The 24302-nt window shown below is 45.0% G+C and carries 14 protein-coding genes and 1 pseudogene (1 of these 15 running past the window's edge); 8 read left to right on the top strand and 7 right to left on the bottom strand.

Annotated elements, in window-relative coordinates:
* Window positions 1-116: 116 nt before the first annotated feature.
* Window positions 117-545 (top strand): hypothetical protein, encoded by a 429-nt coding sequence (locus tag ACGF49_RS02070; protein ID WP_387489314.1) that lies wholly within the window; start codon window positions 117-119, stop codon window positions 543-545.
* A gap of 209 nt (window positions 546-754) precedes the next feature.
* On the opposite strand, the gene ACGF49_RS02065 is transcribed toward ACGF49_RS02070, so the two are convergent.
* From ACGF49_RS02065 to ACGF49_RS02055, 3 genes are all read right to left on the bottom strand, one after another.
* The gene (locus tag ACGF49_RS02065) at window positions 755-1306 is read right to left on the bottom strand and encodes an IS982 family transposase (RefSeq protein WP_387489311.1); all 552 of its coding nucleotides are present in this window, start codon (window positions 1304-1306) and stop codon (window positions 755-757) included.
* Between the two features lie 273 nt (window positions 1307-1579).
* Entirely contained in the window at window positions 1580-3028 is a 1449-nt protein-coding gene (locus ACGF49_RS02060) for a hypothetical protein (protein ID WP_387489308.1), read from the bottom strand.
* Window positions 3029-3031: 3 nt separating this feature from the next.
* Window positions 3032-7873, bottom strand: coding sequence for an AAA domain-containing protein (locus tag ACGF49_RS02055; protein WP_387489305.1), 4842 nt, complete (start codon window positions 7871-7873; stop codon window positions 3032-3034).
* A gap of 1023 nt (window positions 7874-8896) precedes the next feature.
* Between ACGF49_RS02055 and ACGF49_RS02050 the strand changes: the two genes are divergently transcribed.
* The 3 genes from ACGF49_RS02050 to ACGF49_RS02040 all read left to right on the top strand — a co-directional run bounded on the left by ACGF49_RS02050 (window position 8897) and on the right by ACGF49_RS02040 (window position 11282).
* Window positions 8897-9709 (top strand): DUF4238 domain-containing protein, encoded by an 813-nt coding sequence (locus tag ACGF49_RS02050; RefSeq protein ID WP_387489302.1) that lies wholly within the window; start codon window positions 8897-8899, stop codon window positions 9707-9709.
* A gap of 22 nt (window positions 9710-9731) precedes the next feature.
* Window positions 9732-9890, top strand: coding sequence for a hypothetical protein (locus ACGF49_RS02045; RefSeq protein ID WP_235201186.1), 159 nt, complete (start codon window positions 9732-9734; stop codon window positions 9888-9890).
* Between the two features lie 1212 nt (window positions 9891-11102).
* The gene (locus ACGF49_RS02040) at window positions 11103-11282 is read left to right on the top strand and encodes a hypothetical protein (protein WP_387489297.1); all 180 of its coding nucleotides are present in this window, start codon (window positions 11103-11105) and stop codon (window positions 11280-11282) included.
* Window positions 11283-11627: 345 nt separating this feature from the next.
* Here ACGF49_RS02040 and ACGF49_RS02035 read toward each other — a convergent pair whose 3' ends face one another.
* Window positions 11628-12050, bottom strand: a complete 423-nt coding sequence (locus ACGF49_RS02035; protein WP_387489294.1) for a hypothetical protein — start codon at window positions 12048-12050, stop codon at window positions 11628-11630.
* Between the two features lie 92 nt (window positions 12051-12142).
* On the opposite strand from ACGF49_RS02035, the pseudogene ACGF49_RS02030 reads away from it, so the two are divergent.
* Window positions 12143-12984 (top strand): annotated as a pseudogene (locus ACGF49_RS02030) (IS982 family transposase).
* On the opposite strand, the gene ACGF49_RS02025 reads toward ACGF49_RS02030, so the two are convergent.
* Both ACGF49_RS02025 and ACGF49_RS02020 read right to left on the bottom strand, forming a co-directional pair.
* Window positions 12971-13621: a DUF4276 family protein gene (locus ACGF49_RS02025; RefSeq protein WP_036783011.1), complete on the bottom strand. Its 651-nt coding sequence runs from the start codon at window positions 13619-13621 to the stop codon at window positions 12971-12973. The pseudogene ACGF49_RS02030 and the gene ACGF49_RS02025 overlap by 14 nt on opposite strands.
* Complete coding sequence (locus ACGF49_RS02020; protein ID WP_387489290.1) at window positions 13618-14706, bottom strand: AAA family ATPase; 1089 nt, start codon at window positions 14704-14706, stop codon at window positions 13618-13620. Before ACGF49_RS02020 ends, ACGF49_RS02025 begins: the two co-directional genes overlap by 4 nt.
* Window positions 14707-14979: 273 nt before the next feature.
* On the opposite strand from ACGF49_RS02020, the gene tnpA reads away from it, so the two are divergent.
* From tnpA to tnpC, 3 genes are all read left to right on the top strand, one after another.
* Window positions 14980-15282 carry an IS66 family insertion sequence element accessory protein TnpA gene (gene tnpA, locus ACGF49_RS02015; RefSeq protein ID WP_387489287.1) on the top strand — a complete coding sequence of 101 codons (303 nt, stop codon included), beginning with the start codon at window positions 14980-14982 and terminating at the stop codon, window positions 15280-15282.
* Window positions 15276-15611, top strand: a complete 336-nt coding sequence (gene tnpB / locus ACGF49_RS02010; protein ID WP_071881012.1) for an IS66 family insertion sequence element accessory protein TnpB — start codon at window positions 15276-15278, stop codon at window positions 15609-15611. The genes tnpA and tnpB overlap by 7 nt, the downstream gene beginning before the upstream one ends.
* Window positions 15612-15674: 63 nt before the next feature.
* On the top strand, window positions 15675-17180 hold the full coding sequence (tnpC, locus tag ACGF49_RS02005) for an IS66 family transposase (protein WP_387489283.1): 1506 nt from the start codon (window positions 15675-15677) through the stop codon (window positions 17178-17180).
* A 245-nt stretch (window positions 17181-17425) separates the two neighbouring features.
* Here tnpC and ACGF49_RS02000 read toward each other — a convergent pair whose 3' ends face one another.
* Window positions 17426-24302, bottom strand: partial view of a non-ribosomal peptide synthase/polyketide synthase gene (locus ACGF49_RS02000; RefSeq protein ID WP_387489280.1) — the 3' portion only. It continues 22223 nt past the right edge of the window; only the last 6877 of its 29100 coding nucleotides appear in the window; its start codon lies off the right edge, out of view; its stop codon occupies window positions 17426-17428.

The following is a 24302-nucleotide window of genomic DNA, read 5'->3' as shown; positions in this document are numbered from 1 at the left end:
AGTTCTGATAATTGTAATGCCTTGATAAAGCGCAGTGAAAAGCACTACGCCAGTGATTGTCATAACTCACCGTTTGACAATTACGGACAGGAAGCCGACACCAAGAGGAAAGTCAGGTGAAGAAAATTCTGTTGGCAGTGATGGCAGGCTTGATGCTCGACGGATGCGATCAAACGAAAGATGTGATGGATGACACCATAGTGCAGATCTACCGCAACTGCGTTTTCGAGCAGCCATCCATAGCAATATCACCCGGATGGCAGATAGACGATCACGGGCAATTGAGCGAGGTGTACGGGTACAGCGAGTGCCCGAAGTCTTTTCTCAGCAGTGTTAGCACATCGGGCTGCGTCATCATTGACCCAAAAGATAAAACCGTGCCGGTGTTTATCAGCTACGGAGAAGCACCGCATAAAACAGTCAAAAATGAACTCTGGACTGGAGCATCACGGAGAATTCCCACGCGATTCAATTCAACTAAAGCACCCGGACAACTCCTATGTGATCCCGTGGCGAAAAGCCCGATTGAACAATCTGCTGGATAACGGATTTCGGTTCGCACTGGTAGAAAACGGCATAGTGTTCCGCACCGTTCGGTACGAATAAGAAGCCAAAAAACATATGTGGTTGGATTAGGTTCTTCATCCAATCACGGCCCTTCTGGAAGACGAGGAAGGAACAACAAATGCGTGACCCTAACGATGCTGGCCCCCTCGACATGGGCATGACGACCTTAATCGGTTATGCCCGTGTATCAACGCCAGATCAGAACTTTGACGGGATGACGATCATCTTTATTTCCTGAGGTCAACTTAACTGCCAAAAGTTCACCACAATCATTGATAACCCGATGAAGTTTAAAGCCGTAAAACCAGCCTGTACTCGTTTTCCCTCGCTGTGCGACGCCCTCAAATACGCGATAACGGAGAATACGAAGGTTATGGCAAACGGCAATTTTGGTTGAATCAATAAAAGCGATCCCCTGGGTTTCAGCCTTGCGTGACGAAAGAAAAGCACAGAGAGGAATGAGCGCCCTTTGCTTCAAGGTTAACATTCGGGTGTAGCTGACTAACCCGGGAAAATCGACCTTAAGATAGTGTTTAACATGCTGAATATAAAACGTTTTAAAATCCCGATAATGACTCATGTGGAATAAAATGAGGAGCGTCATCACTTCACTGAGAGAAAGGGAGGCTTCGCAGTGACGTTTGAGCAAGCCATTTTCAATTAACTGTTGATGCCAGAGAGGAATAAATTTTTGGCAAAAGTCATCGACGCAGCAGTAAAGTTCTTCTAAATTAGACATGCCTGAGGCACTTAGTTCCCTTCTTAAGCAAATCTCAGGTTATATAACTATAAATACATTAATAATTGGTCAAAGCAACCCGAAACGGCCGACTTTGGGGAGCTGGTGAGAATTGTCATAGCAATCAGTCCATTTATTTTTCCGGCGGGTGCTGATTTTCTACAATCAGAATTTGACTGTCTGAATTCTAATGCTTCACGAGGTCGTCATAAAATTTCTCTTTCAGATCTGTATCTTGTAGAGCGACGTCATCTTTGTCTTCCTTATATTCTTTCATACTTGGGACAAAATAGGGTCAAAATAACTTTTCAAAACGGAGTCTTCCAGAGTTGTATGCTTTTTCTCGAAAAAATGATTAAATCGTGTTTCGGACTCTGCCCATCTCTGAACATTTTGTGTGACTGATTCAATAAGTAAAGGGTCTAGGCTAAGATATCCAACTGGCAAAGATATATTTCTATCATCTTCAATTGGGATATGGTGAAGACACGCGACCATAATATTGGGGATTAGTAACACCTCACATTTATCCCCACCAAATCGTTTTTCGCAGTCCATAAGCTTTGCATCAACACCGTTATAGATTCTGTTTTGTTCAAAAGCTTCTTGTTTACTCGCGCATGGTATAACCAGAACGGCACAGAAAGTTTTTTTTCTATTGTCAAATAATTTGACTATTGAATCAATGAAGAAACTTAGCTCATTTGTTCTTCCCCATGTACCACTTTCAGCATTAGTCAGCCAAATCATGCCACTAGATGATTTAGGCTTTTCCTTAAATATTTTCTCCAAATTTTCATGAACAGCACTTAAATTAGGTTTAGTGTAAAAATTACCGAGTATTAGTTGCGTGTCATTTGAATGAAATGATGTCCCCATTTCATAGTGTTTCATCAAAAGCTCAAGGTTAAGTGATTCATTTTTATCATCCCAATATTTAATTAAAATCGGATCATTGGTGGCACTCAAGTAACTATGAAAATCCATTGGAGTATATTCGCCACAGTCTGTGCTGATTGCTTCGTCCATGGCGTTAAAGAGTGTTCTATTATAATCCCATTCATCTAAAGCGGGTGACTCATAACCTGTTTGGAGTACTTTGGGGGCATTTGTATCTATAAAATACTCAATTGGAATTGGAACAACTACGTCGTATTTGCCATTTACGTGATTAATTTTGTACAACTCTTGACGGTCAGAATAAATATCTTCACCTTTCACCATTTCTCTAAAATAGTGAAAGTGAGTATCGAAAGCTGACCGCGCTTTGTCATTCAGCTTTTCAAAAGACTCATCAGGTAACGATAGAGTAATACATGAACTATTTACACCACTTCTCTTGACAGCATTTGGCAACATTCGAAAGTCTTTCAGCTCAAAGTGAATGTCATCAATTTTATCTACAACTTCAAAGAATCTCGGAAGCATGTTGCCTTCCACTTCTTCAAAATTTTCTAGTGCATGGAATGTTAGTTCAATCTCATCATCGTTCCATTTAATCAAGCTTTCTTCGATAAGATCGTCTAGTACAGCCTGAGTTTCTGTAGCAGTAAATCCAAAATAATTCTGTATCAACTCAACCGGTGAGCTACCCAGTGAATGCAATACACGAATTATAAACTCTTTAACAACTGGTAATTGTCGCTTTTGGCTCACAGTATAGTCGATAAAAAATGCTTTTGTGGGCAGTCCAAAGCTGATTCTGTTTAATTGAACTTTCATTGGTTATTCCTTTTCATCCAATTCACAAATTGAATAATCACGAGACTCATTGTCTTTTATGAATTTCAATACACGCCCGAAAGCGGTCGTTTGATTGCTTCGACTCCACATATGAGTATTACCTACAATGAAAAGACACTCTTTGGCGCGAGAGAGTGAGACATTAGCTCTATTTTCAGACGCTACATAACCTTGATTTCCATGACTATTGCTTCTTACAAGGGATAAAATGATGATATCATTCTCTTTGCCTTGATAACTATCAACAGTATCAACTTTTATAATCCGTTTCTCTAATAAACTTCTTGCCCATGAAAGACTATTAATCTTTCTTACTAGGGCTCTAACTTGCTCACCGTACATGCAGATAACACCAATTTTGGGGTCTTCCCCCTCAATTAATATTTCATCTTGAGAGTCGTTGTCATAAAGACGTTTTATGATAGAAATAATCGTGTTTGCTTCATAATCGTTAATGTAACTTTTATTATTTACACCATTTCCCTTGGGTTGAGATTCAAGATTTTTTCTCCCGGCTCTAGATGTATCGAACCAAGTGACGGTGGTTGCAAAGGTGTTAATCAGCTCTTTGTATTTTTCGCTGGTTTCCCCCCTTCCTGTTGCTAGAGCCCCGTCGTAGAAGTTTTCTGAGACTATATTGCCGATTGGGGGAGCCATACGATATTGGGTGAGTAATGAACGCCCTACTTTTTTCCCATATTCAGAAACGAATGCTCTTTCAAAATCACTTCTTTTGAGCTCATCTATCTCAAGTTTAGGTAATCTCAGTTTCGCTGCCTTGAGATGATTTTCATCAAAAAGTGGAGGAAGCTGTTTATGGTCTCCTACCAACAAGACCTTTTTCCCGACTTGCATTGCGATAGCCAATTCACTCGCGGGGGAACGGGCAGCCTCGTCTATGACGACTAAATCGTAAACGTTTTCTTGAATTCCATAGTGGAAGCGGCCAATTCCAACGCAAGTACCACATACCAGTGTTCTAGTTTTAGCTAAGAAGTTTTGGAATTGGGCTTGTCCCGAAGCCATCACACTCAGCCATTCATTAGACATTTCAACAAGGTTTCTTACTTTGAAAATAAGACTTTCGGAATAAATTTCAAAATGTTCAGACAACTTTCTGAGTAGTGTACTTCTAATATATTGAATTCGAGTATCTTCAAACGATAGCGTAGATTGCAAATGGTGCTCCAGGAAACTCGTTAAACCGGTTTTAAGTTTATTTTCTTTCTGCTTGAGAACGGGACTACCTGCTAACCCTTCGTCTTTAGCTTGTGATGATAGTTGGTCAAATCGTTGTCCGAACGATACTTCGAACTCTGTGATAACATTTGACATTTCAGTCGAAATACCAATTTGTAATAAAAGTGCTCCCAAACGCTCTTTATACTCAGCCCGAAACTTATCGCGGTAATGCTCTTGAAGCGCTTTTTCACCTACATCAGTCAGTGACGCAGATAAATTCGATTCATCTCCTAGTCGAACGATATCAATGGGCTGTTCATTTCTCCTAAACAAGGAGCGAACCTTCTCACTGGCATTATTCACTGCTTCATGTGACTGACTAACTAGCAGTACGCGCCTTGCTCCATTCATAATGGAGTAATGAATATAAGAGCCGATAAAAGCAGTTTTTCCTGTTCCCGGTGGCCCTTGAAGTAACGCAATTGGACTATACTTATAAAGAGCTTTAAATGCCTGTCTTTGCTGCTCGTTTAGTGAAAACGCTATATGTCCGTCTCCATGATATTCAGTGTATATATCTAACTCTTCGTCTGAAGGGACGTGGCCTTCAGTATAACCAGCCTCAAGTCCTGGAGAAAAATAGTCGGGTAAGTTTGGAATAATAGCCCTACCGTTGATTATCTTAGAAATAGCCTTCTCTCGTTTTGCCAGAGATGCAGCGGTCATGCTTCCTTCCACAACTAATGTATCACCGAGTTGAGGCGTTATTTTTCCTCTCGGTTTAACAATAACTGTATCAGAATTTAAATCTTCTACAATTCCGATATCTCTGAGCTCACCTCTTATTTCCATTTTAAGTGTGACACGTTCAGTCCTTAGATCAACATCGAGCTTACTATCCTCTAGAAAATAGCGGAAAGTTAGCCATTTATTTTCAGAGTATTTCGGCTCTGTAACAACCTGAATTTTCGGGTAGCTTTCCAATTCTGTTTCGACAAGAACCTTCCAAATTTTTCGTGCATCAACAATCGCGGGTTTAACTATTTTTGGCAGTGACAGTATACGCCTTTCAGTTGATTGTGAGATCGGTGTTGAATTATTTATCCGAAATAGCTCTTGATATATCTCACTAGTTAAAATGAAGTCAATAAATTTGTCATTTGAACCACTTAAATTGTTAGAGAGATTGATAATCCCATTGAGTTTAAGTTGAGCATCACGTTTATTCCAAATAAATTGATCATGACGTAGGTCTCGAAGCGTGGCTCCGACAATAAACTTCTTCTCAGGTTGGATAAGTATATCAAGCTGTTGCTTAATGCCACTCAACTGAACACTGACTAAATCCCGTCCTTTTCCAGCATTGAACTTCATCGTCAAATAGTACGAGCCATCATCAGAGGCTAACTTATCTGATAATTCTTTGAATTTTTTATAATGGATATCGTAACTTTCGGCACTAATTGGTAGAGGTGGATTTACAATTTGTTCTAGATTATCAACTAACTTCTCAAGTTCTGTTGTCGCAATTTCTGGTAATGCCAGGAGTTCATTAGTGTATTTGGTGAGGTGAATTGTATTTATCACCTCAGATAATTCATTAACGATCTTAATTACTGCACAACGGTCGATGTTTGATTTAGACTGAGTCTCATATGAGGCCGGTACGTAAGCCGGGGTATGTTTATTCCAATCTTCACTTTCATACTCAACAACATCAATAAATTTTATAGTTAGCTCTTTGACAATGATATTTTGAGGATGTAAGTCTCCATGGTGAAGTCTTGAAGCATGTAGCTTGATCAGAGCCTCCACTAACCCCTTAATTAATTGAATACCTTGCTCTTTATCTATGTCGACAACGGCATCTCTCCACGTTTCTCCAGCTATCCATTCGTATTTAAAGTAAACACTGGTCATCGTAGGATTGATGCCGAACTCTAATATTTCTGGCAAGCATTCCAAAGATGAATTCTTAATAAGTTCTAGTCTACTGAAAAAAGTAAGAAGTTGATGATTAATCCCCCCTGTTTTATTCACATCACTTACACCAAACCATGTTTTTACTCCAAAGCTATTATCTGACGACTTGAGTAAGTAGAAAGTCCCTTCCGATTTTACTGGGAGTACCCCGAAATCTGTGAATACGTTTATATTAGTATGGTATCTTGATAAAGCAGATAGGGCTCTTGATGGATCCTCACTACTAGTTTGAAGGAGTTTATTGAGTTCGGAAAGCGCAGCTCGTAAGTCTTGGAATCGATATTGAGAGTCAAGTTCTAAACCTTTGGCGAACCAGTCGCTTAACTTCATACTTATCTCGCAGTTTTCCCTCGGAGTCCAAACATAAATACCCTCATCTTTATTAGGCAAGTCATCAAAGGCAATGTAATGGCATGCAGCGGTTGCGAGATAAACATCTCTTGTATAAGCAGTACCATTTGTATCGTCTTCAAGTAATTCTTCAGGCGTTTCTACTCGACCATGTTGAATAATTTTACGTACATTTGAGACACTCTTTTTATCAGGATCAGGGTAGTATGCAGTTAAAAAGTTGGATAAAACGACCTTGCTGGGTAATGAAAGCCAAATGCTGTGAGAACCAAGGTCCCGGTGGGCAACATCAATATCATGAAGCCTTGCTACCTGACTTATCAGCATTTGAATAAGGTCGAGTCGGTTTTGTTTAGTTAACTTAGATTTATTCTTTCGAATAAATACATCAAGCCTTTCTTTTTTATTAGGCCATTCGTAGAGTTCAACAAAATCTGCCGTTAGATCTGTAGGTATGTGTAGAAGCTGGAGGTGAACATTTTTCAAGTCTTCATCTTGATTATCTATATACCCTAGGACATTTGACTCTCTCTGAGCAATTACAGCTCTCTGATCTGGCGTTCTAGCGTATTCAACTATACATGGGGCAGTAAAATCCCATCTTCTCATCAATGCCTTGTAGTTTGCATTGTCAGCACGTTGGCTTTGAAATTCTGCATACAAACCGTCTTTATGTTGGAAAAGAAATGTACCATGTTGAAAATAATTATTAGATGAAAATGTCTTGGGTTTAAAATCGGCACTATTATTAAGAAATATACGATCCCATATGGTGATGTTTTTATTGGGTATGTCTTCTTTTCGATTAAAGGTGAAAGTTTTACCAAATTTTTTTTCATACTCGCTATCAGCACCTATATTTTTGAATTCATCTAACGTAAATACATATTGTCTTTCATCAGAAGGCAGGTGAGATGCATCCGCGGAACCGCATAAAACTACACAGCTATCAACATAAGGAACGAACTTCCCACTCAGCTTTTCATTTAACCGAGATTTTAGGATCTTTGCTGCTCGGCTAGATTGTGACACTGCATTTATACGATTTTCCTGTCTTCCATCTGGACATTCTTGGATCCATTGCTTTCCCTGAGAAAAAATTTTCCCCTGATAATTCTTTAATTCAACGACAATAATTCTATCGTGAGTTATAAGAATGATGTCAGCTTCAAAGTCTTTTCCTTGACGACCAACCATTTCCAGTGAAGAGTACCCTTTCCAACTGTCGGGAAGATGCTTTGAAAGTACTTCATTGGCTTTTCTTTCGTACCCATTGATGCCTAAAGGATCAAGACATTTTATTTCCACTCAACTTCCTTACTTAATATATTTTACGAATTATAAAGAAATTCCTGATATCCACAGTCTATTCCTCTTGGCGATAAGTTTTAGCTGACCTATTATTAATTATTCCTACAAGCAGTGACAGGGGATATTGCCAATCCATATTCCCCCATATTGCCACCGCGCTGGGAAGCACACCAGAGTTTTGGCTCCGTCTCCAAAGTGCTTATGCTGGAAAATCAAATCGACACATCCGGGATCGTTTTATACGGAGAGCAGGACGAAATGTAGCAGGTCACTTTGAAACATTTAGAATAACAAATGCAGGTGCCTGTCCTGCATTGACACAACTCTAAACGATACTCGCTCTGGAATTTAGTAGCTGGCAAGTTCTACTAGTGATGCAGTCAGGGAGCTTATTGGGGTTGACAAAGGCCCAAGCTAATTTTTCTACGCTACCGCTCTCAGGGGCTTTGGCCCTGCTTTGCCTCAATGTTACCTTGCCTAACATAATGATCAATATTTCAATCAGATAAGTTCGAAGATTAAGAATTTCACAAAGGGAAAATGTAATTGACTTGGTTCATGAACTAAGACTGTGCAGGATGCGGTAAATGAGCAAAAAATGGTCGTTTTAGTGTTGGTTCATGAAGTTGTAGCAGATGAAATGAAGGTGATAAGTTAAAAACAGTGTGATAGGAAATTTTTATTTATGAATTAGACTTACGCTCAACATAAGTTAAATAACCTATCTATGTACATTAGTTCATGGTTATCTTTATCATCTCAACAAATCAGTTAGTGACTTTTTATGATGCTCTTCTCTTTTTTGTTGTTATGTTCATGGTAAATATCCAGGCACAACGCGATGAATCCCTGAATTATCTGATGCCGGAAAAGTACCGGCTAATGACTGAAACCCAGAAATCTCAAAAAGTATGTGAAACTAAAAGCGGTATGCTTACACTATATTTCTAAGAAGGTCTGTTTACTCTCAGCATGGCAGAGCTGACAACTAACCAAAACTCAACACACGGAGAAGTATCAATGGCTAAAGCACGGTCAATGACGACGGACGTTTTAAAGCAGCATACGGTCCCCCGATTTCTGCTCGATAACTTCGGTATGACCGGAAAAGGAAAACGAAAGCGGTTTTACGCGTTTGATAAAACAGCGGATAAAGTATTCCAGGTGTCCATACTGGATGCCACCACTCGGAACAGGTTTTATAACGTTGACGACCACCCAGATAAAATCAGCCTTGAACCCCTGCTTGGTATCTACGAGTCAGATGCAGCACCAGTCATCAACACATTACTGCAACACAGGGATATCCAGCGGCTAACCGCAAATGAGCGGTATATTCTGGCTATTTTTGTCGCCATTCAGCGAGCACGATCTTACAGTGTTCAGTTACAGATATCTCACTTGATCGATACTCTGACCGACAAACTGAAAGGCATGGACTCCACGGCAGAACAGATCGAACAGACGCGAGGGGGCCCTCCAAGTATTGGGACCCGGCATCTTTTTCTCCGTACACTGCTCGATCAGCGGCAAGAAGCAGACATGCTGTTGCAAAAAGACTGGTATTTGTATGAAACAGATGACGAACATCCTTTCTATATTTCTGATAATCCCGTCACGTTTTATAACAGTAATAACTTTGGTCATTATGGAAATATTGGATTCGGTGTCAAAGGGATTCAGATACACCTGCCGCTATCTTCCACTCTGACGCTAGCCATGCTGTGTCCTTCGATCAGGGAAGATTTTATCAAGAAAAAACGTGATGTTGAGTTTATGGTTGCTCAGGCCCCGCAAAGCATTCCTTCTCACATTAATCCGTTCGCACGCTGATCGATTTATCCGTTATTCCAGAATGCCACTACATCCGAATCATGTCGTTCGGCTGAATAGCCTTCAGGTTGAGTATGCAGAGCAGTACGTATTCTGCCAGACGGACAGTTTCTCACTGGTTCGCCAGATGCTGGGCGATGATCCTCGTTACAAAGGGGGGACGAGAGTGATTGTCGGTTAAAGCTTATCCGGGGAGCCGAATGCCCGCAACAGCGACTACACAGAGGATTGCGGTGTGACAGACACTATTCGAAGACAATGCTGCCGCCCTCAGAGGCATCTGCCCTGCTTTTCGTATGAGTGTGACGTGCAATCAGATAACCACTAAAGTTTGTGGTTATCTCGTACCGAGATTGATTATCGAAATGGTTCATGAACCAAGACTGCGTGGGATGCAAGAAAAGAATCGAAAAATGGCCGTTTAGCGTCACAGTTCATGAAGTGGTTATGGAATGAATGAAGATGATAAGTTAAAAATAGTTTATAAATCAATGCGATAAATAGGTTATGACTTATGAAATAGATCTCTGATCAACATAAGTTAAATTGGACAGAATACATCATAATTTTATGAACCACTTCTTACCACTGAAAATTTCTCCCTCGCCTTTTTCTTGCATGACATTGAGGTTTTAATATGTTTGATAAACATGTGCACTGGCTAAAGCTATGGGATTTTAGTTAATCAATAACATATACCCTTACTTCCTGCATAGGAGCCTACCATAACAGCAATTACCAAAAGTCGGGAAACTAAAAAATTTCTTTTTAAACTCCGCGAACATGATAGTGAGTTTGAAGTAAGTGAATCAATCTTCAACCGTTTAATGAGTGAGCTTTCACTCAATCAACTTGTTCACAAAGAACTAAGAGATACGATACCGGCATACGAGCCGGATGATGGCCCTCTGACCGATGAACAGATTACAACCATTCGAAAAACATCACCAATCGACCATCTGACCCTGACTGGTTTTCTGTGGCCCCTTTGATTTTCAAAAATACCTCCCCTACCTAAACTCGGTTCGATACCTCCGCTCGCCATTCCATTGTTGCAACGAACGTATAAAAAACTGCAATCTAAATAAACATGAATGAGAGCTGGTTATTTGGAAAACATTAAACTAATAAGTTTGATGAACCGTATTGGATACAGCAAAACATCTGCCACTGTTCCGAAAACGTTAGTGGACTCCATGCCAAGTATAAAGAAACATCGCGAGCTGACGGAAGAAATAGAGAAGCATACCGAGCTTCTTGCCTACCGTCCGTGGATTAAAAACTTGATGCTAGATATGGATGAGTACCTGCTCCGCCTTTTCCGGACAGTGCATACCCGGGAGGATTCGTTGCGGACCGGATTCGCCCTCGATTGTTGGATGCCGAGAGTAACATGATCAACTTTGTCAGTCCCCCGGAGTGGATACATATTGAAGGCGTAGCAGACGGTAGCAGTGATCAGTCTGGCGCTGAGTGGCAGCAGGTCGATTTCAACTTCACTAAAGGCAGTTTCAGAGTTTATCGTCTCTCAGATCCGCCCCCACGATGGTATGCATTTGAGCGAATACGGTAAAAGTTCCTTTATCAATATGGGATCATCCTTTATACCCGGCAAATATGCTTTGCCTTGGATGGAAGGGCTGTAGTGAGCGAGGCTGAGGTAAAGCCGTGAACAGCATAAACGTATCTGGTGGGTTTGCGGCAACTTTGTATCTGGCGTTACTCCATCGAATGACGTTGTTGTTAAGCGCCCTCTACGGCTTGGTATTTTTGGAAAACGACTGATATGCGCGAAGAGCTTAACCGGCTAGCCGAAGTGCAGTTGCTGCGCTGTGGACGTGTGCCGATTGAAAAATTCTGGGATTGATGCTGGTGGCGGGTATATCTTAATGGTTACCCGCCTTCAGTTAAGCGTGGTTCATGAAATTTCGTGTCGTTCGAGGAACACAACATCACCTACAACAAAGTCACTTCCTACTAAACGGGAACCGACAAGATACTCGCACGCGATGTAATTGACCGGATACTCTTTCCGCTTACCGTCTTCATCGCAAAGCATATAGCAGTATTCTTTTCCGTTGATGTTTAGCGGTGGCCGCAGCGTTACCATTTCAAGATACCCGCCCACAAAATTAGTGAGATCCTGAACATCAAACTCGCCCTCCATGCCCTTACTTGCCGGGAAGTCCTCGGCAAAAACCTCTTTGGTTGTACGATCTGCTTTAACCAGAAAAGCCATATCCATTATTCCTTTCAAGCGAAACGTTGAATCAATCATAGCAGACCGAAACACTGCCCCGAACAGGAAAAACTGTTTTTTTACTGTCATACTTGGGGGCAATCATACACATACACCCAAATCACCCTCACAAAGAACCTAAGGAATGATGAAGTTTTTGCTAAAGAAAACAAAATCGTGGATATCTTCAGGCTATGGTTACTTTAAAAGAACTTTACTGCTGCGTGTCGATGACTTTGTGCCTCTCTGGCATCAGCAATTCATTAAGGATAGATTACGTCAGCTTAATCGACCGTCTTTTCTTTCTCTCAGCTAAGTGATGACGCTCCTTATCTTATTTCACATCAGTCATTACCAGAATCTTAAATCCTTTTACTTTGAGTATGTAACACCTTATTTCCAGAAAGAATTCCCCGGATTAGTCAGTTATACTCGAATGCTCGCACTGAAAAAAAGAGCGTTCACCCCTTTTCATTGCCCAAGGCTAAGACAGCAAAGATGGCTTTTATTGATTCGACCAGAATAGAGGTATGCCATAACTTGCATCGGGTCTTTGATGACTAGTGAGTCGAGGAAAAAGCAGTACAGGCTGGTTCTATGGCTTTAAACTTCTCTTGGTTATCCATGATTGCGGGGAGTTTTTGGAGGTCAAATTGATCCCGGTAATACGAATGATAGTCAACCGGTCAAACAGTGAGTGAAAGGGTTAAGTGGATATGGAGATAAAGGTTATCTTTCACAAGCCCTGTGTGAAGACCTGGCTGTGGAAGGAGTTACGTTGGTGACGAATATACGCAAAAATATGAAAGCCAAAGCTTTATTACTATGGGATAACCTGATGTTAAAAAAATGTTTTGTGGTAGAGACCGTAGTGAATCAGTTGAAAAATATTTCTCAGATAGCACACTCAAGACATCGTAGTGTTCTCGGCTTTCTGCTGGAAGTCGTGTCAGGATTAATTGCCTACACTTTTCAACACAAAAAGCCGAGCTTAAATTTACGTAATTTTGAAATAGCTATCCCTAAACAAAACTGAGGTTAGTTAGCTTATTTAACCACTGATTGAAATGTGGGCATTGGGAACGAATTGTATCTAATCCAATATCACCGGCGATGAGTGGGCCGTGTAAGGTCTTATGGTAATTGGGTACTATCGCCAAAATACGCTTAGATGGCGCAGTTTGTGGGCTATTATTAATATCTTCAGGGCTATCAAATTGAGCTTTGATGGTTTGTAATACTGAAATGGGGGCGTTGTCATCAAGCCAATCCGCAAATTTTTCAGGTTGGCAAAACAATAGTGCTTCAAATTCATGTAATAACAGATTGGGAATAAAATTAGTTTGCCCAATATCATTAGCGAAAGCTTGCTCTAGCTTAACTACCCGTTCGTTGGCTGCATTATCCTGTTGTTCATTATAATCAGGGAAATCAGTAGGCAGGCCATAGTAGTCAATTAATGTTGTGACGAATGCACCGGGATCTTGTCGACATAAGCGAGTAATTTGATATTTTACCTTACCATAACTTGTAATACCGCCTTTCTGACTGGTACTCGTCTGAGCTAATATTGGTGTCAGATAGATTTGCTGTGCTACAAAATAGGGAGCTAACACATCCCGCACAAAAGTTTCTTCCGTTTGCCCTTCTACAAAAACATTGATACGGATCATCGCTGTGGCCTCCCGCCGAGTAAATTTTTCTTCCATAATTCACCAAGGCTATAGTCTTCAAGCCATTCTGAAAGAAAGTCACTATTCAGACGCTTAAAGGTAGATTCCCCTTGTTGTTTGTCAACGATAATCAAATCATCAGCATCAAATTGATTGACCAGTTCGACTGACTGGGTAGAAATAATCAGTTGGTGCTTACTGCTGGCGTTTTTGATCAAACCAGCCAGTACATTAATAGCATAGGGGTGAAGTCCAAGCTCTGGTTCATCAATAATAATTGAACTTGGCATATAATCTTCGGGTTGCAGTAACACGGTAGTCAATAAAATAAATCGTAAAGTACCATCGGACAATTCACTCGCTTTAAAGGGAATATCCTGCTCTTTCTCTGTCCATTCGAGTTGAATGTAATCAGTATTATCCGGGGTGGGCCGCAAGTAAAAATCACCAAAAAATGGTGCAACCATTTGAACGGTTTTGACAATGCGTTTGTAATGCAGAATATGATTTTTTTGCAGACGATATAAGAATGCCGCTAAATTAGCACCATCTTCCCGTAAATAGTCATTATCATTAATACGATGAGTTTGTTTAACTCTGGCATTATCACTCGTATCATGGAAATGGTAAACCCTCCATCGGAGCATAGTAAGTAATGCGTAATCCTCAATGTTATGATGCTGACCGATCTGAGATTCAAAGTGTCCAGCACCAATATTAAAATCCCCTTTGATGTCCAAAAAGAGTGATTCATGTTGGAACATCATACGGTTATCATTTGTGGGTTCCAATTCAAACTTATAACCATTGTGATCAAAATAAAGCTCAGTGCTCATAGACTCAGTTTTTTTACGACCAAAATGCAATAATGTGTCGGGGCCACCCATTTTGCCAACAAGAGATTGTAAACGATGATCAAGTACAACGGTGATTAGACGAAAAAAACTGATGAAATTGGATTTCCCAGCACCATTGGCACCAATGAGTACATTTAGACATCCCATTTGTAAATCACATTCTGAGATAGATTTGTAGCCTTTTATATTAATTTTTCTTAGGAAATTATTGTTGGTTACTGGTTTCATAATTTTGCCTTTTCAGCATTATGCGACTCAAATATGCCCTATGTTAGAGCAAATAATAGGTTAAGTATTATCTTGATTGCCAGGTTTGCGTCCAGCTCTTCCTCTAAAAATTTTTATTTAGTGGAATACATTATCATTAAAATAATCTTCCTAATACACCATGCTTTGTTACCGCGACCGGATCTATGGTAAACGTCCGGTCATCTCACCTTGTTCTTCCTCTCCGGCCCCTGCACGCTACTGCTTCCTTATCTTCACCTGGAGACTGACACCATGAGCCGTAGCCGATATACCCCGGAACAAAAACAGCAACATGTGACCCAATGGCGCCACAGTGACCTGACCCGAAAACAGTATTGCGAACAGCATCAGCTGAGTTTTTCCTCTTTCCGCGACTGGATTGCCGACAGTAACAACATACGCCAACCTCTCAGCCAGACACTGCCCGCCATCTTGCCGGTTTCACTCCAGCCTGACGACGCGCGCACCGTCACCCTGCATACCCCAGACGGGTATGCCATCGCCTGTCCATTGACGCTGTTGCCTGACGTGATGCGGGTACTGGCCCGATGCTGAAACCGCAACAGCTCTTTCTGGTGCGAGAGCCCGTCGACATGCGCCGGGGCATTGATGCCCTGACCCAACACCTCGAGGGACTGAATTTGCGCTGGCAGGACGAAGCCGCTTTTGTCTTCTGCAACAAGGCCCGCTCCCGCCTCAAGGTGTTGCGCTGGGACCGACACGGCGTCTGGCTGTGTACCCGCCGTCTGCATCGGGCCCATTTTGTCTGGCCGAAGCAGGGCGAGCGCAGCTGGGTGATGACGCCCGCCCAGTTTGACTGGCTCATCCGCGGCATCCACTGGCAACAGGTCGAGGGAGATGACCTGTCCGGCTGGCGAAGCTAATTCCGCTATCCCGGTCACACTTTTACCGGATAACGACGGGGAATTATCCGGTACACTGTCGGCATGACGCTCAATGACTTAATCGCGCTGGATGACCCCGGCCAGTTCCGCCTGCGGGCACTGGCGCTGCTTCAGCAACAATGTGATTATATTCGCCAGCTGGAAGAGGCCCTGAAACAGGCGCAACGCTGGCGTTTTGGCGCGCACAGTGAAACCCTGCCGGCCGGTCCCAAACGCAGTCAGTTTGAGGAAGATGCCGATACCGATATCGCGGTGCTGGAAACCCGGCTGTCACGCCTGCATATCAGGGAAAACGCGACCCCGGCCCAGCCTAAACGTCAGCCTTTGCCGGCGACATTACCCCGTGAAGATATCCGGCTGGCGCCGGAGACGGAGAGCTGCCCGGATTGCGGTCATGCCCTGCGCTTTTTGCGTGATGAAATCAGTGAGCGACTGGAATATCGCCCCGCGACGTTTGTTGTCCGGCGTTATGTCTGTCCGCAGTACAGCTGCGCGGCCTGCCAGCGAATTCATGCCAAAGCCCAGCCCGCCCATCTGATTGAAAAGGGCCTTCCGGAGCCGGGGTTGCTGGCTCAGGTGGTGGTCGCCAAATATCGTGACCACCTGCCGCTCTACCGTCAGCAGCAAATCTATGCCCGCAGCGGTGTAACCCTGGCCCGCAGCACCCTGTCGGACTGGGTGGGGCAGGTGGCGGTGGCATTGCAACCGCTGGCCGATGCCCTGAAGCAGACGCTGCTGACGTCCCCGGTGCTGCATGCCGATGAGACCCCGTTGCCGATACTGGCTCCGGGAAAAGGCCAGACCCAGCGGGCTTACCTGTGGACGTCTGTCACCGGCCCCGATACCTGGCCCGCAGTCGTGTACTATGAGCTGCATCCCGGCCGCAGTGGCCGTTATGCCCAGAGCCTGCTGAAAGAGTGGTCGGGCGGCACGTTGGTGACGGATGATTATGCCGGTTACAACGCGCTGCATGCCCGGGCGGATATCACCGAAGCGGGTTGCCGGGCTCACGCCCGCCGCAAATTCTTTGACCAATACAAAGCGAGCCAAAGTCCGGTAGCGAAACAGGCGCTGGATGGCATTCGTGACCTGTACAAGCTGGAGCGAAAAATCAAACACCGGCCGCCGGATAAACGGCGTCAGTGGCGACAGCGTTATACCCGGCCGTGGCTGAATGAGTTCCGGTCCTGGTTGCAGACGACGCAGACCCAAACGGCCCCCCACTCTGGGTTACGCAAAGCGATAGATTACACGCTGAAGCGCTGGCCGGCGCTGGTGTGTTATCTGGATGACGGCCGGGTACCGATAGACAACAACCGGGCGGAGAATGCGGTCCGGGGTGTGGCGCTCGGGCGAAAGAACTGGCTTTTTGCGGGCTCGCTCTGCGCAGGGCAACGTGCCGCCATGATAATGAGCCTGCTGGAAACGGCCAAAGCCAACGGACATGAGCCCTGGGTCTGGTTACGTGATGTCCTCAGCCGGCTGCCTGTCTGGCCGAACAATCGGTTGAATGAGCTGCTGCCCTGGTCTGAGAATCGCTTTGCTTAAAATCGCTTTTTTTGTCAAGGTGAGGTAACCGGACTCTTACGATCTATGGTAACCAAGCATATAAAGCTTTTCAAAATTTTCGCAGCTCATTTGATTACGAAGGACGGTATGATCTACTCACCCCAAACCCCGATAACCGATGATTGGTGTGATGATGGGTGTATGGAAAAAATCCGGTATAATAAAATGTATACCGGATTATTACATTAAAACGCAATAATTGAGTACTTTTTAATATATCAGTATTACAAAACCTCCTCATCATAATTGATTGGCAACGCCCTATTCAAAGCCTGAGCTAAAGCGATTCTATTCTCATTATCCTCCATCAAACTGGAATGATTACCCGGAATAGCAATCAACTGAAGTGAAGAGTCAGGCATTATTTGCGCCCAACCTAATGATGGATCCATGATTAAAGGCTTAGGTCTTTCATCCGTAATGAAAGGACTAGAGAGGGGAGGCTCTATCGCATAAAACTGATGCAACGTTATCGCTAATACCTGTGGGTCATATTCTCTGACTATTTGCGCATAACACTCTATCCGCTCCCAATTCTTTGCGATTAAATCAGGGCGCAGATTGGCGGGATATAAAGCCAACTCCTGTGCTGCTTCAATAAATTGCACCAAGTTTAGCTCATCAATTCGCCGGTATAATGCAGCGACTTCTTCTGTACGCTCCTCCCCAGATTGCCTTGCTAACTCATCAAGGAACTGATGTTTGGGTTGCACAGACTGCCCCCTGATATAATGAGGAGCCGGCGTATCAATCAATCCCAAGAAATTCACCGTCTCACCAGTATTCAACAACTGTTCAGCAATGGCATAAGCCAATATCCCACCAGAAGAGTAACCGCATATCCGGTACGGGCCTACTGGTTGCACCGCTTTCATCAAGGTGAGCATTCTGGTCGCCCGCTCTTCCATAGTCAACGTCGGCCCTTCACTTATGGGAGGCCACGACACTGCATAAATCGGATAGTCTGACCGGATATGTTGAGCCAACCCAAAAACATAAGAATAGTCTTCTATCCCACTGGGCACAAAAAACAACGGCAGCTCTGTTCCACCAGATCGCACCTCTATAGCACTGCTTTGCGAATGAGACAACAGATCTGAGGTAATTTTTGCTGCTAATTCGGACAATACAGGGCATTGGAACAAGGCATTCAATGTACAAATTAAACCCTGACCGGCAGCAAGATTTATCATTCGCATGGCAAGCAGTGAGTGACCGCCCAGTGCGAAAAAGTTGTCATGTCGACTGACTCGTTCAACCCCCAGTAATTCACACCAAATCGCTGCCAATGCGGTTTCTATTTCCCCACGCGGTGTAGCGTAAACCTGACGAGCAACCGCTTTTTCGTCCGGTACCGGTAATGCCTGACGATCCAGCTTGCCGTTCGGGGTTAGAGGAAAAGCATCCAGATGCACAAAGGCACCAGGCACCATATAATCAGGCAGCAAAGCATTTAAGTGTTCACGCAAGCTGTTAACCAGCCTATCATTCGCCTGGGCCACCACATAAGCCACCAGCCGTTTATCTTCCCCATCGTCCTGCACCAGCACAATAGCCTCACGTACCGCAGGATGTTCTGTCAGGCGAACTTCAATTTCACCCAGCTCAATCCGAAAGCCCCGAATTTTAACCTGCTGATCATTGCGGCCAAGGAATACCAAATTACCATCTGGCAGATAACGGCCTAAATCTCCTGTTTTATACATATGAGCATCAGGCTCATCGCTAAATGGATCTGCAACAAAATATTCGACAGTCAGGTCAGGCCGATTGAGGTAACCGCGGGCAATACCCGCCCCGCCAATATAAATTTCGCCTGTCACCCCCAGTGGCACCGGCTGGCCGTAAATATCCAGCAAGTAAATTCGCATATTTTGGAGTGGACGGCCAATAATACTGGCTTGTCTTGCCATTTCATTTAGACAGGATATCGTTGTAGTAATCGTCGCTTCTGTAGGACCATAACAATTTGCCAAGACAGGGGATTCACCGTGAACCGATAACCAGCTCTCTAACGCCTGATCAGATATCGCTTCTCCACCAATACAAATAATCCTTAAACCCTGATAGATGTCATCTTGACTCACCTTAGATATTATCCGCCAGAATTGGGCGGGTATTGCAATGTAGGTAATTTTGTAAGATTCACACAAACGCCAGAATTCCTGTGCACTGAACGTCCATTGATTTGTCCTCAAGACGATTGCTGAACCCTGCGTTATTGCACAAAATATTTCTGATGCACAAACATCAAAAGAAAGGTTGCAAAACTGCAATAGACGGTCAGACGCATTGAACAACCATTTCGTATTCAACGCAGTAATTTGATTCACCAACTGCCTATGTTCAACCATCACCCCTTTCGGCGTGCCGGTCGAGCCGGAGGTGTAAATCACATACGCCAAATGCCGCGAAGTTAATTCAGATATCTGCGGATTGCTGTCCGGCTGGTCCGGCAATGTATTCGGATCAAATACCGTCAGCCCGGTAAGCACGTTCTCACCTAGCGCTGTACGCCCAGTAACATCAGCCAGTAAAATAACCGGTAAGGCATCCGCCAAAATATACACCAAGCGTTCACTAGGGTAATCCGGGTCCAGCGGCACATAAGCCCCTCCTGCTTTCAACACCGCTAATAATCCCACCACCATCGCCGGTGAGCGCGCCACGCAAATCGCCACCCGCTGATCCGGTACCACACCCAGCGCAATCAGTTGATGCGCCAGCCGGTTAGCACGGGCATTCAGTTCAGCATAGTTAAGAGTCTGATCTTCATGTACTAGTGCCGTTGCATCTGGTGTTTTTTCGACCTTCTGTTCAAATAATTGGTGAATGCACAACAGGTCAGGATAGGCTATTTCCGTAGCATTCCAGGTTGCCAGCAACAACCTGCGCTCTGCCGACGCCAAAATATCAATTTCCCCGATCCGCTGTTGAGAGTCAGCCACCATCGCTTGCAATACGGCATGTAGATACCCCACATGCCGCTCAATTGTCTGCTGATCAAACAGGGCGGAGGCATAACTCAAAGCCCCCACAATCCTGCCTCCCTCCTCAAACAGATTCAGTTCAAGATCAAATCTGACCGTATCAAAGCGTTGATCGGCTGATGAAACCGCCAGCCCCGGCAATCGCCATTCTGCGTTCTCATTGTTCTGCCAGGCAAACATCACCTGGAACAACGGGGTATGCGCCAGTCTGCGTGGCGGCTGTACAATCTCCACCACTTGTTCAAATGGCAGATCCTGATGTTCCTGTGCCGCCAGCGCGGTTTGTCGCACACGCGTAAGCAATTCAGTCACATTCGGCGCACCTGATAAGTCGATACGCAAAGCCAGTGTATTGACAAAGAAACCGATCAACGATTCTACTTCCTGGCGGCTACGGCCCGCACTCGGTGTGCCAATCACTACATCCTCCTGACCTGACAGGCGCGACAGGACCGTCGCCCAGGCTGACAATAGTGTCATGAATAACGTGACACCCTGCTGTTCGCTCAGGCGCTTAAGAGATGTCGTTAATTCCGCATCCAGATCAATGGGAACAACATTCCCCGCCGACGATTGTTGAGAGGGACGTGGTCTATCGGTTGGCAAATCAAGCAAAATTGGCGCCTCAGTCAGCATGGTACGCCAATAGTCAGATTGAATCTGAACTCGCTCAGCCAACAGCCACTGACGTTGCCAGGCGGCATAATCAGGATATTGAATCGCCAATGGCGGTAATGGGTCAGGTTGTCCTACCGAAAAAGCTGTATAGAGAGCACTTAACTCACGCATCAATATGCCTACAGACCAACCATCTGACACAATGTGATGCTGGGTGAGCAGGAACTGGTATTCATCGTCTGTGAGCCGAATAAGGCTGGCACGGATTAGCGGACCACGGCTCAGATCAAATGGCGTACAGACTTCCTCAATACTCAAGCGTTCCAGTACCGCACCCGCAGCGGATATCCCGCGCAGATCATGTTGAGACAACGGCAATCCACTATCCGGCATCAGTAATCGTACCTGAGGCTGGCCGTCAATGGAGACGAACACCGAACGCAATGCTTCATGACGGGCAAACAGTGTATCGAGCGCCCGCTGCCAGGCGGTCTCATTAAGTGAGCCAGATAGACGTAACGCCATCGGCATATGATAACTGCTACCTGAGTTTGAGTTGTCAAGCTGGGCAAGAAACCATAAACGCTGTTGAGCGAATGACAACGGCAACGTCCCCTCACGGGATATCGGTATAATGGCGGGGAGTCTAGTGCCCGTTTTATCAAACCGGGCATATATCTCCTCAGCAAAAGCAGCCAAAGAAGGAGATACAAACAACGTACTTAACGGTAGTTCAATGCCTAAAGCCGCTATCCGATTCATCACACGTACCGCCATCAGCGAATGGCCACCCAAGGCAAAGAAATTATCATGCCGGCTGATCTGCGCAATCCCCAGTAACTCCTGCCAGATAGCCCCCAGTACAGTTTCTATCTCCCCCTGCGGCGCTTCATAATGCTGACGGGCAAAAGCATCCTCTTCCGGTGCCGGCAATGCCTGACGGTCCAACTTACCGTTAGGGGTCAACGGGAAAGCATCCAGACGAACAAAAGCCGCAGGTACCATGTAATCAGGCAAAATATCACTCAGATGTTCACGCAATATAGCAGCCAACCCGTCATCTGCTTCCGCTACCACATAGGCAACTAAACGCTTATCCTGACCGTCACCCAACGCCAATACCCGTGCTTCACTTACCGCAGGATGCTTTATTAATCGTGCTTCGATTTCTCCCGGCTCAATACGGAAACCCCGGATTTTAACCTGTTGATCATTACGACCAACAAACACCAGATTGCCGTCCGGCAGATAACGGGCCAAATCCCCGGTACGATACATTCGCGCATCGGGCGCATCACTAAACGGATCGCCAAGGAAGCGTTCAATCGTCAATTCAGGACGGTTGAAATAGCCGCGGGCCACACCAACACCACCGAGATATAATTCTCCCACTACCCCCAATGGCACTGGCTGACCTTTAACGTCCAACAAATAAACACGCATATTGGCCATTGGCTGCCCAATCGGGACCAATTCATCTGTATAGTCTGGCGAACAATGCCAAGTCGTAGCACAAACCGTGGTTTCCGTCGGACCATAAGCATTGAACAAATTTACCCGACCACACAGAGCCTGGAGCAGCGCCGCACTGGGCGCTTCACCTGCCAGTACCAATGTCGGTTTTATCGCTATCTCTGGTAAATCAGTACCATCACGAAGTAGGGCCGGTGTCAAACAAGCGTGCGTCACTGCCTGTTCCTCCAGATAATGCCAGAGACGACGAGGATCCTGACGAACCGTATTGGCAGGGATAACCAGGCTAGCCCCCCCACCCAGTGCTATCATTATTTCCCAAACACTGGCATCAAAATTAAATGAAGCAAATTGCAGCATCCGACTGGTTACACGAATGTTCAGACGGGTAATTTGTGCCAACACAAGATTAATTACACCACGATGCTCAATCATTACCCCTTTCGGAATACCAGTAGAACCGGAGGTGTAAATCACATACGCCAAATGTCGTGAGGTTAATTCAGATATCTGCGGATTGTTGTCCGGTTGGTCTAACAATATATTCGGATCAAGCACTATTAGCGCGGTAAGTGCGTTCTCACCTAACGCTGTACGCCCAGCAACATCAGCCAGTAAAATAGCCGGTAAAGAATCAGCCAAAATGTGCACCAAACGTTCGCTAGGGTAATCTGGGTCCAATGGCACATAAGCTCCCCCCGCTTTCAGTACCGCCATCAATCCCACCACCATTGCGGGTGAGCGCGACACGCAAATCGCCACTCGCTGGTCTGGCACGACACCCAATTCAATCAGTTGATGCGCTAGCCGGTTAGCATGAGCATTCAATTCGGCATAGCTTAGAGTCTGATCTTCATACACTAGTGCTGTCGCATCTGGCGTTTTCCTAGCCTGTTGTTCAAATAATTGATGAATACATAGCTGGTGAGGATAAGTAGTCTCCGTCGCGTTCCAGGTTTCCAGCAACAATCTGCGCTCCGTCAGTGCCAGAATATCAATCTCCCCAACCCGCTGTTCAGCATCAGCCACCATCGCTTGCAATACCGCGTGCAAATACCCCACATAACGCTCGATGGTTGATTGTTCAAACAGGGCCGTAGCATAACCCAGCGCACCAACAATCCGGCCTTCCTCTTCAGACAGTTCTAGTTCCAGATCAAACTTAACTGTGTCAAAAACAGTATCAACAGGCGAGACAGCCAACTCAGGCAGTTCCCATGCCGGGCTCTCATTGCTCTGCCAGGCAAACATCACCTGGAATAACGGGGTATGTGCCAATCTGCGCGGTGGCTGGACGATTTCTACTACCTGTTCAAACGGCAAGTCCTGATGCGCCTGCGCCGCCAAAGCGGTTTGCCGCACACGCGCCAGCAACTCAATTACATTTGGCGCACCCGATAAATCAATACGCAAAGCCAACGTATTGACAAAGAAACCGATTAGCGATTCCACCTCCTGACAACTTCGGCCCGCACTCGGGGTACCGATAACCACATCCTCTTGACCTGATAAGCGTAACAGGACCGTTGCCCAGGCTGACAACAGCGTCATAAATAATGTAACGCCTTGCTGCTCGCTCAAACGTTTAAGCGCTGTCGTTAATTCCGTATCCAGAACGATGGGCACAACATGCCCCGCAAACGACTGCTGAAGCGGGCGTGGCCGATCGGTTGGTAAATCAAGCAGTACTGGTGCGTCAGTCAGTGTGATACGCCAATAATCCGATTGAGCCAGGGCCCGTTCAGCTGACAGCCACTGACGTTGCCAGGCAGCGTAATCTGGATACTGAATCGCCAGCGGTAGCAATGGATCACACTGCCCCGCTAGGAAAGCCGTATAGAGCATGCTCAGTTCACGGATCAGCACGCCTACAGACCAGCCATCCGACACAATATGATGCTGGGTAAGCAAGAACCGGTATTCGTCATCCGTAAGCCGGATAAGCGCAGCTCGGATAAGCGGGCCATGACTGAGGTCAAATGACGTACGAGCTTCCCCGATACTGAGGTGTTCAAGCATA

The sequence above is a fragment of the Photorhabdus sp. RM96S genome (genome assembly GCF_042879335.1).
Classification (GTDB): Bacteria; Pseudomonadota; Gammaproteobacteria; order Enterobacterales; family Enterobacteriaceae; genus Photorhabdus; species Photorhabdus kayaii.
The sequence above is the reverse complement of the archived record's forward strand: the minus strand, read 5'-3'. Positions and strand labels throughout refer to the sequence as shown.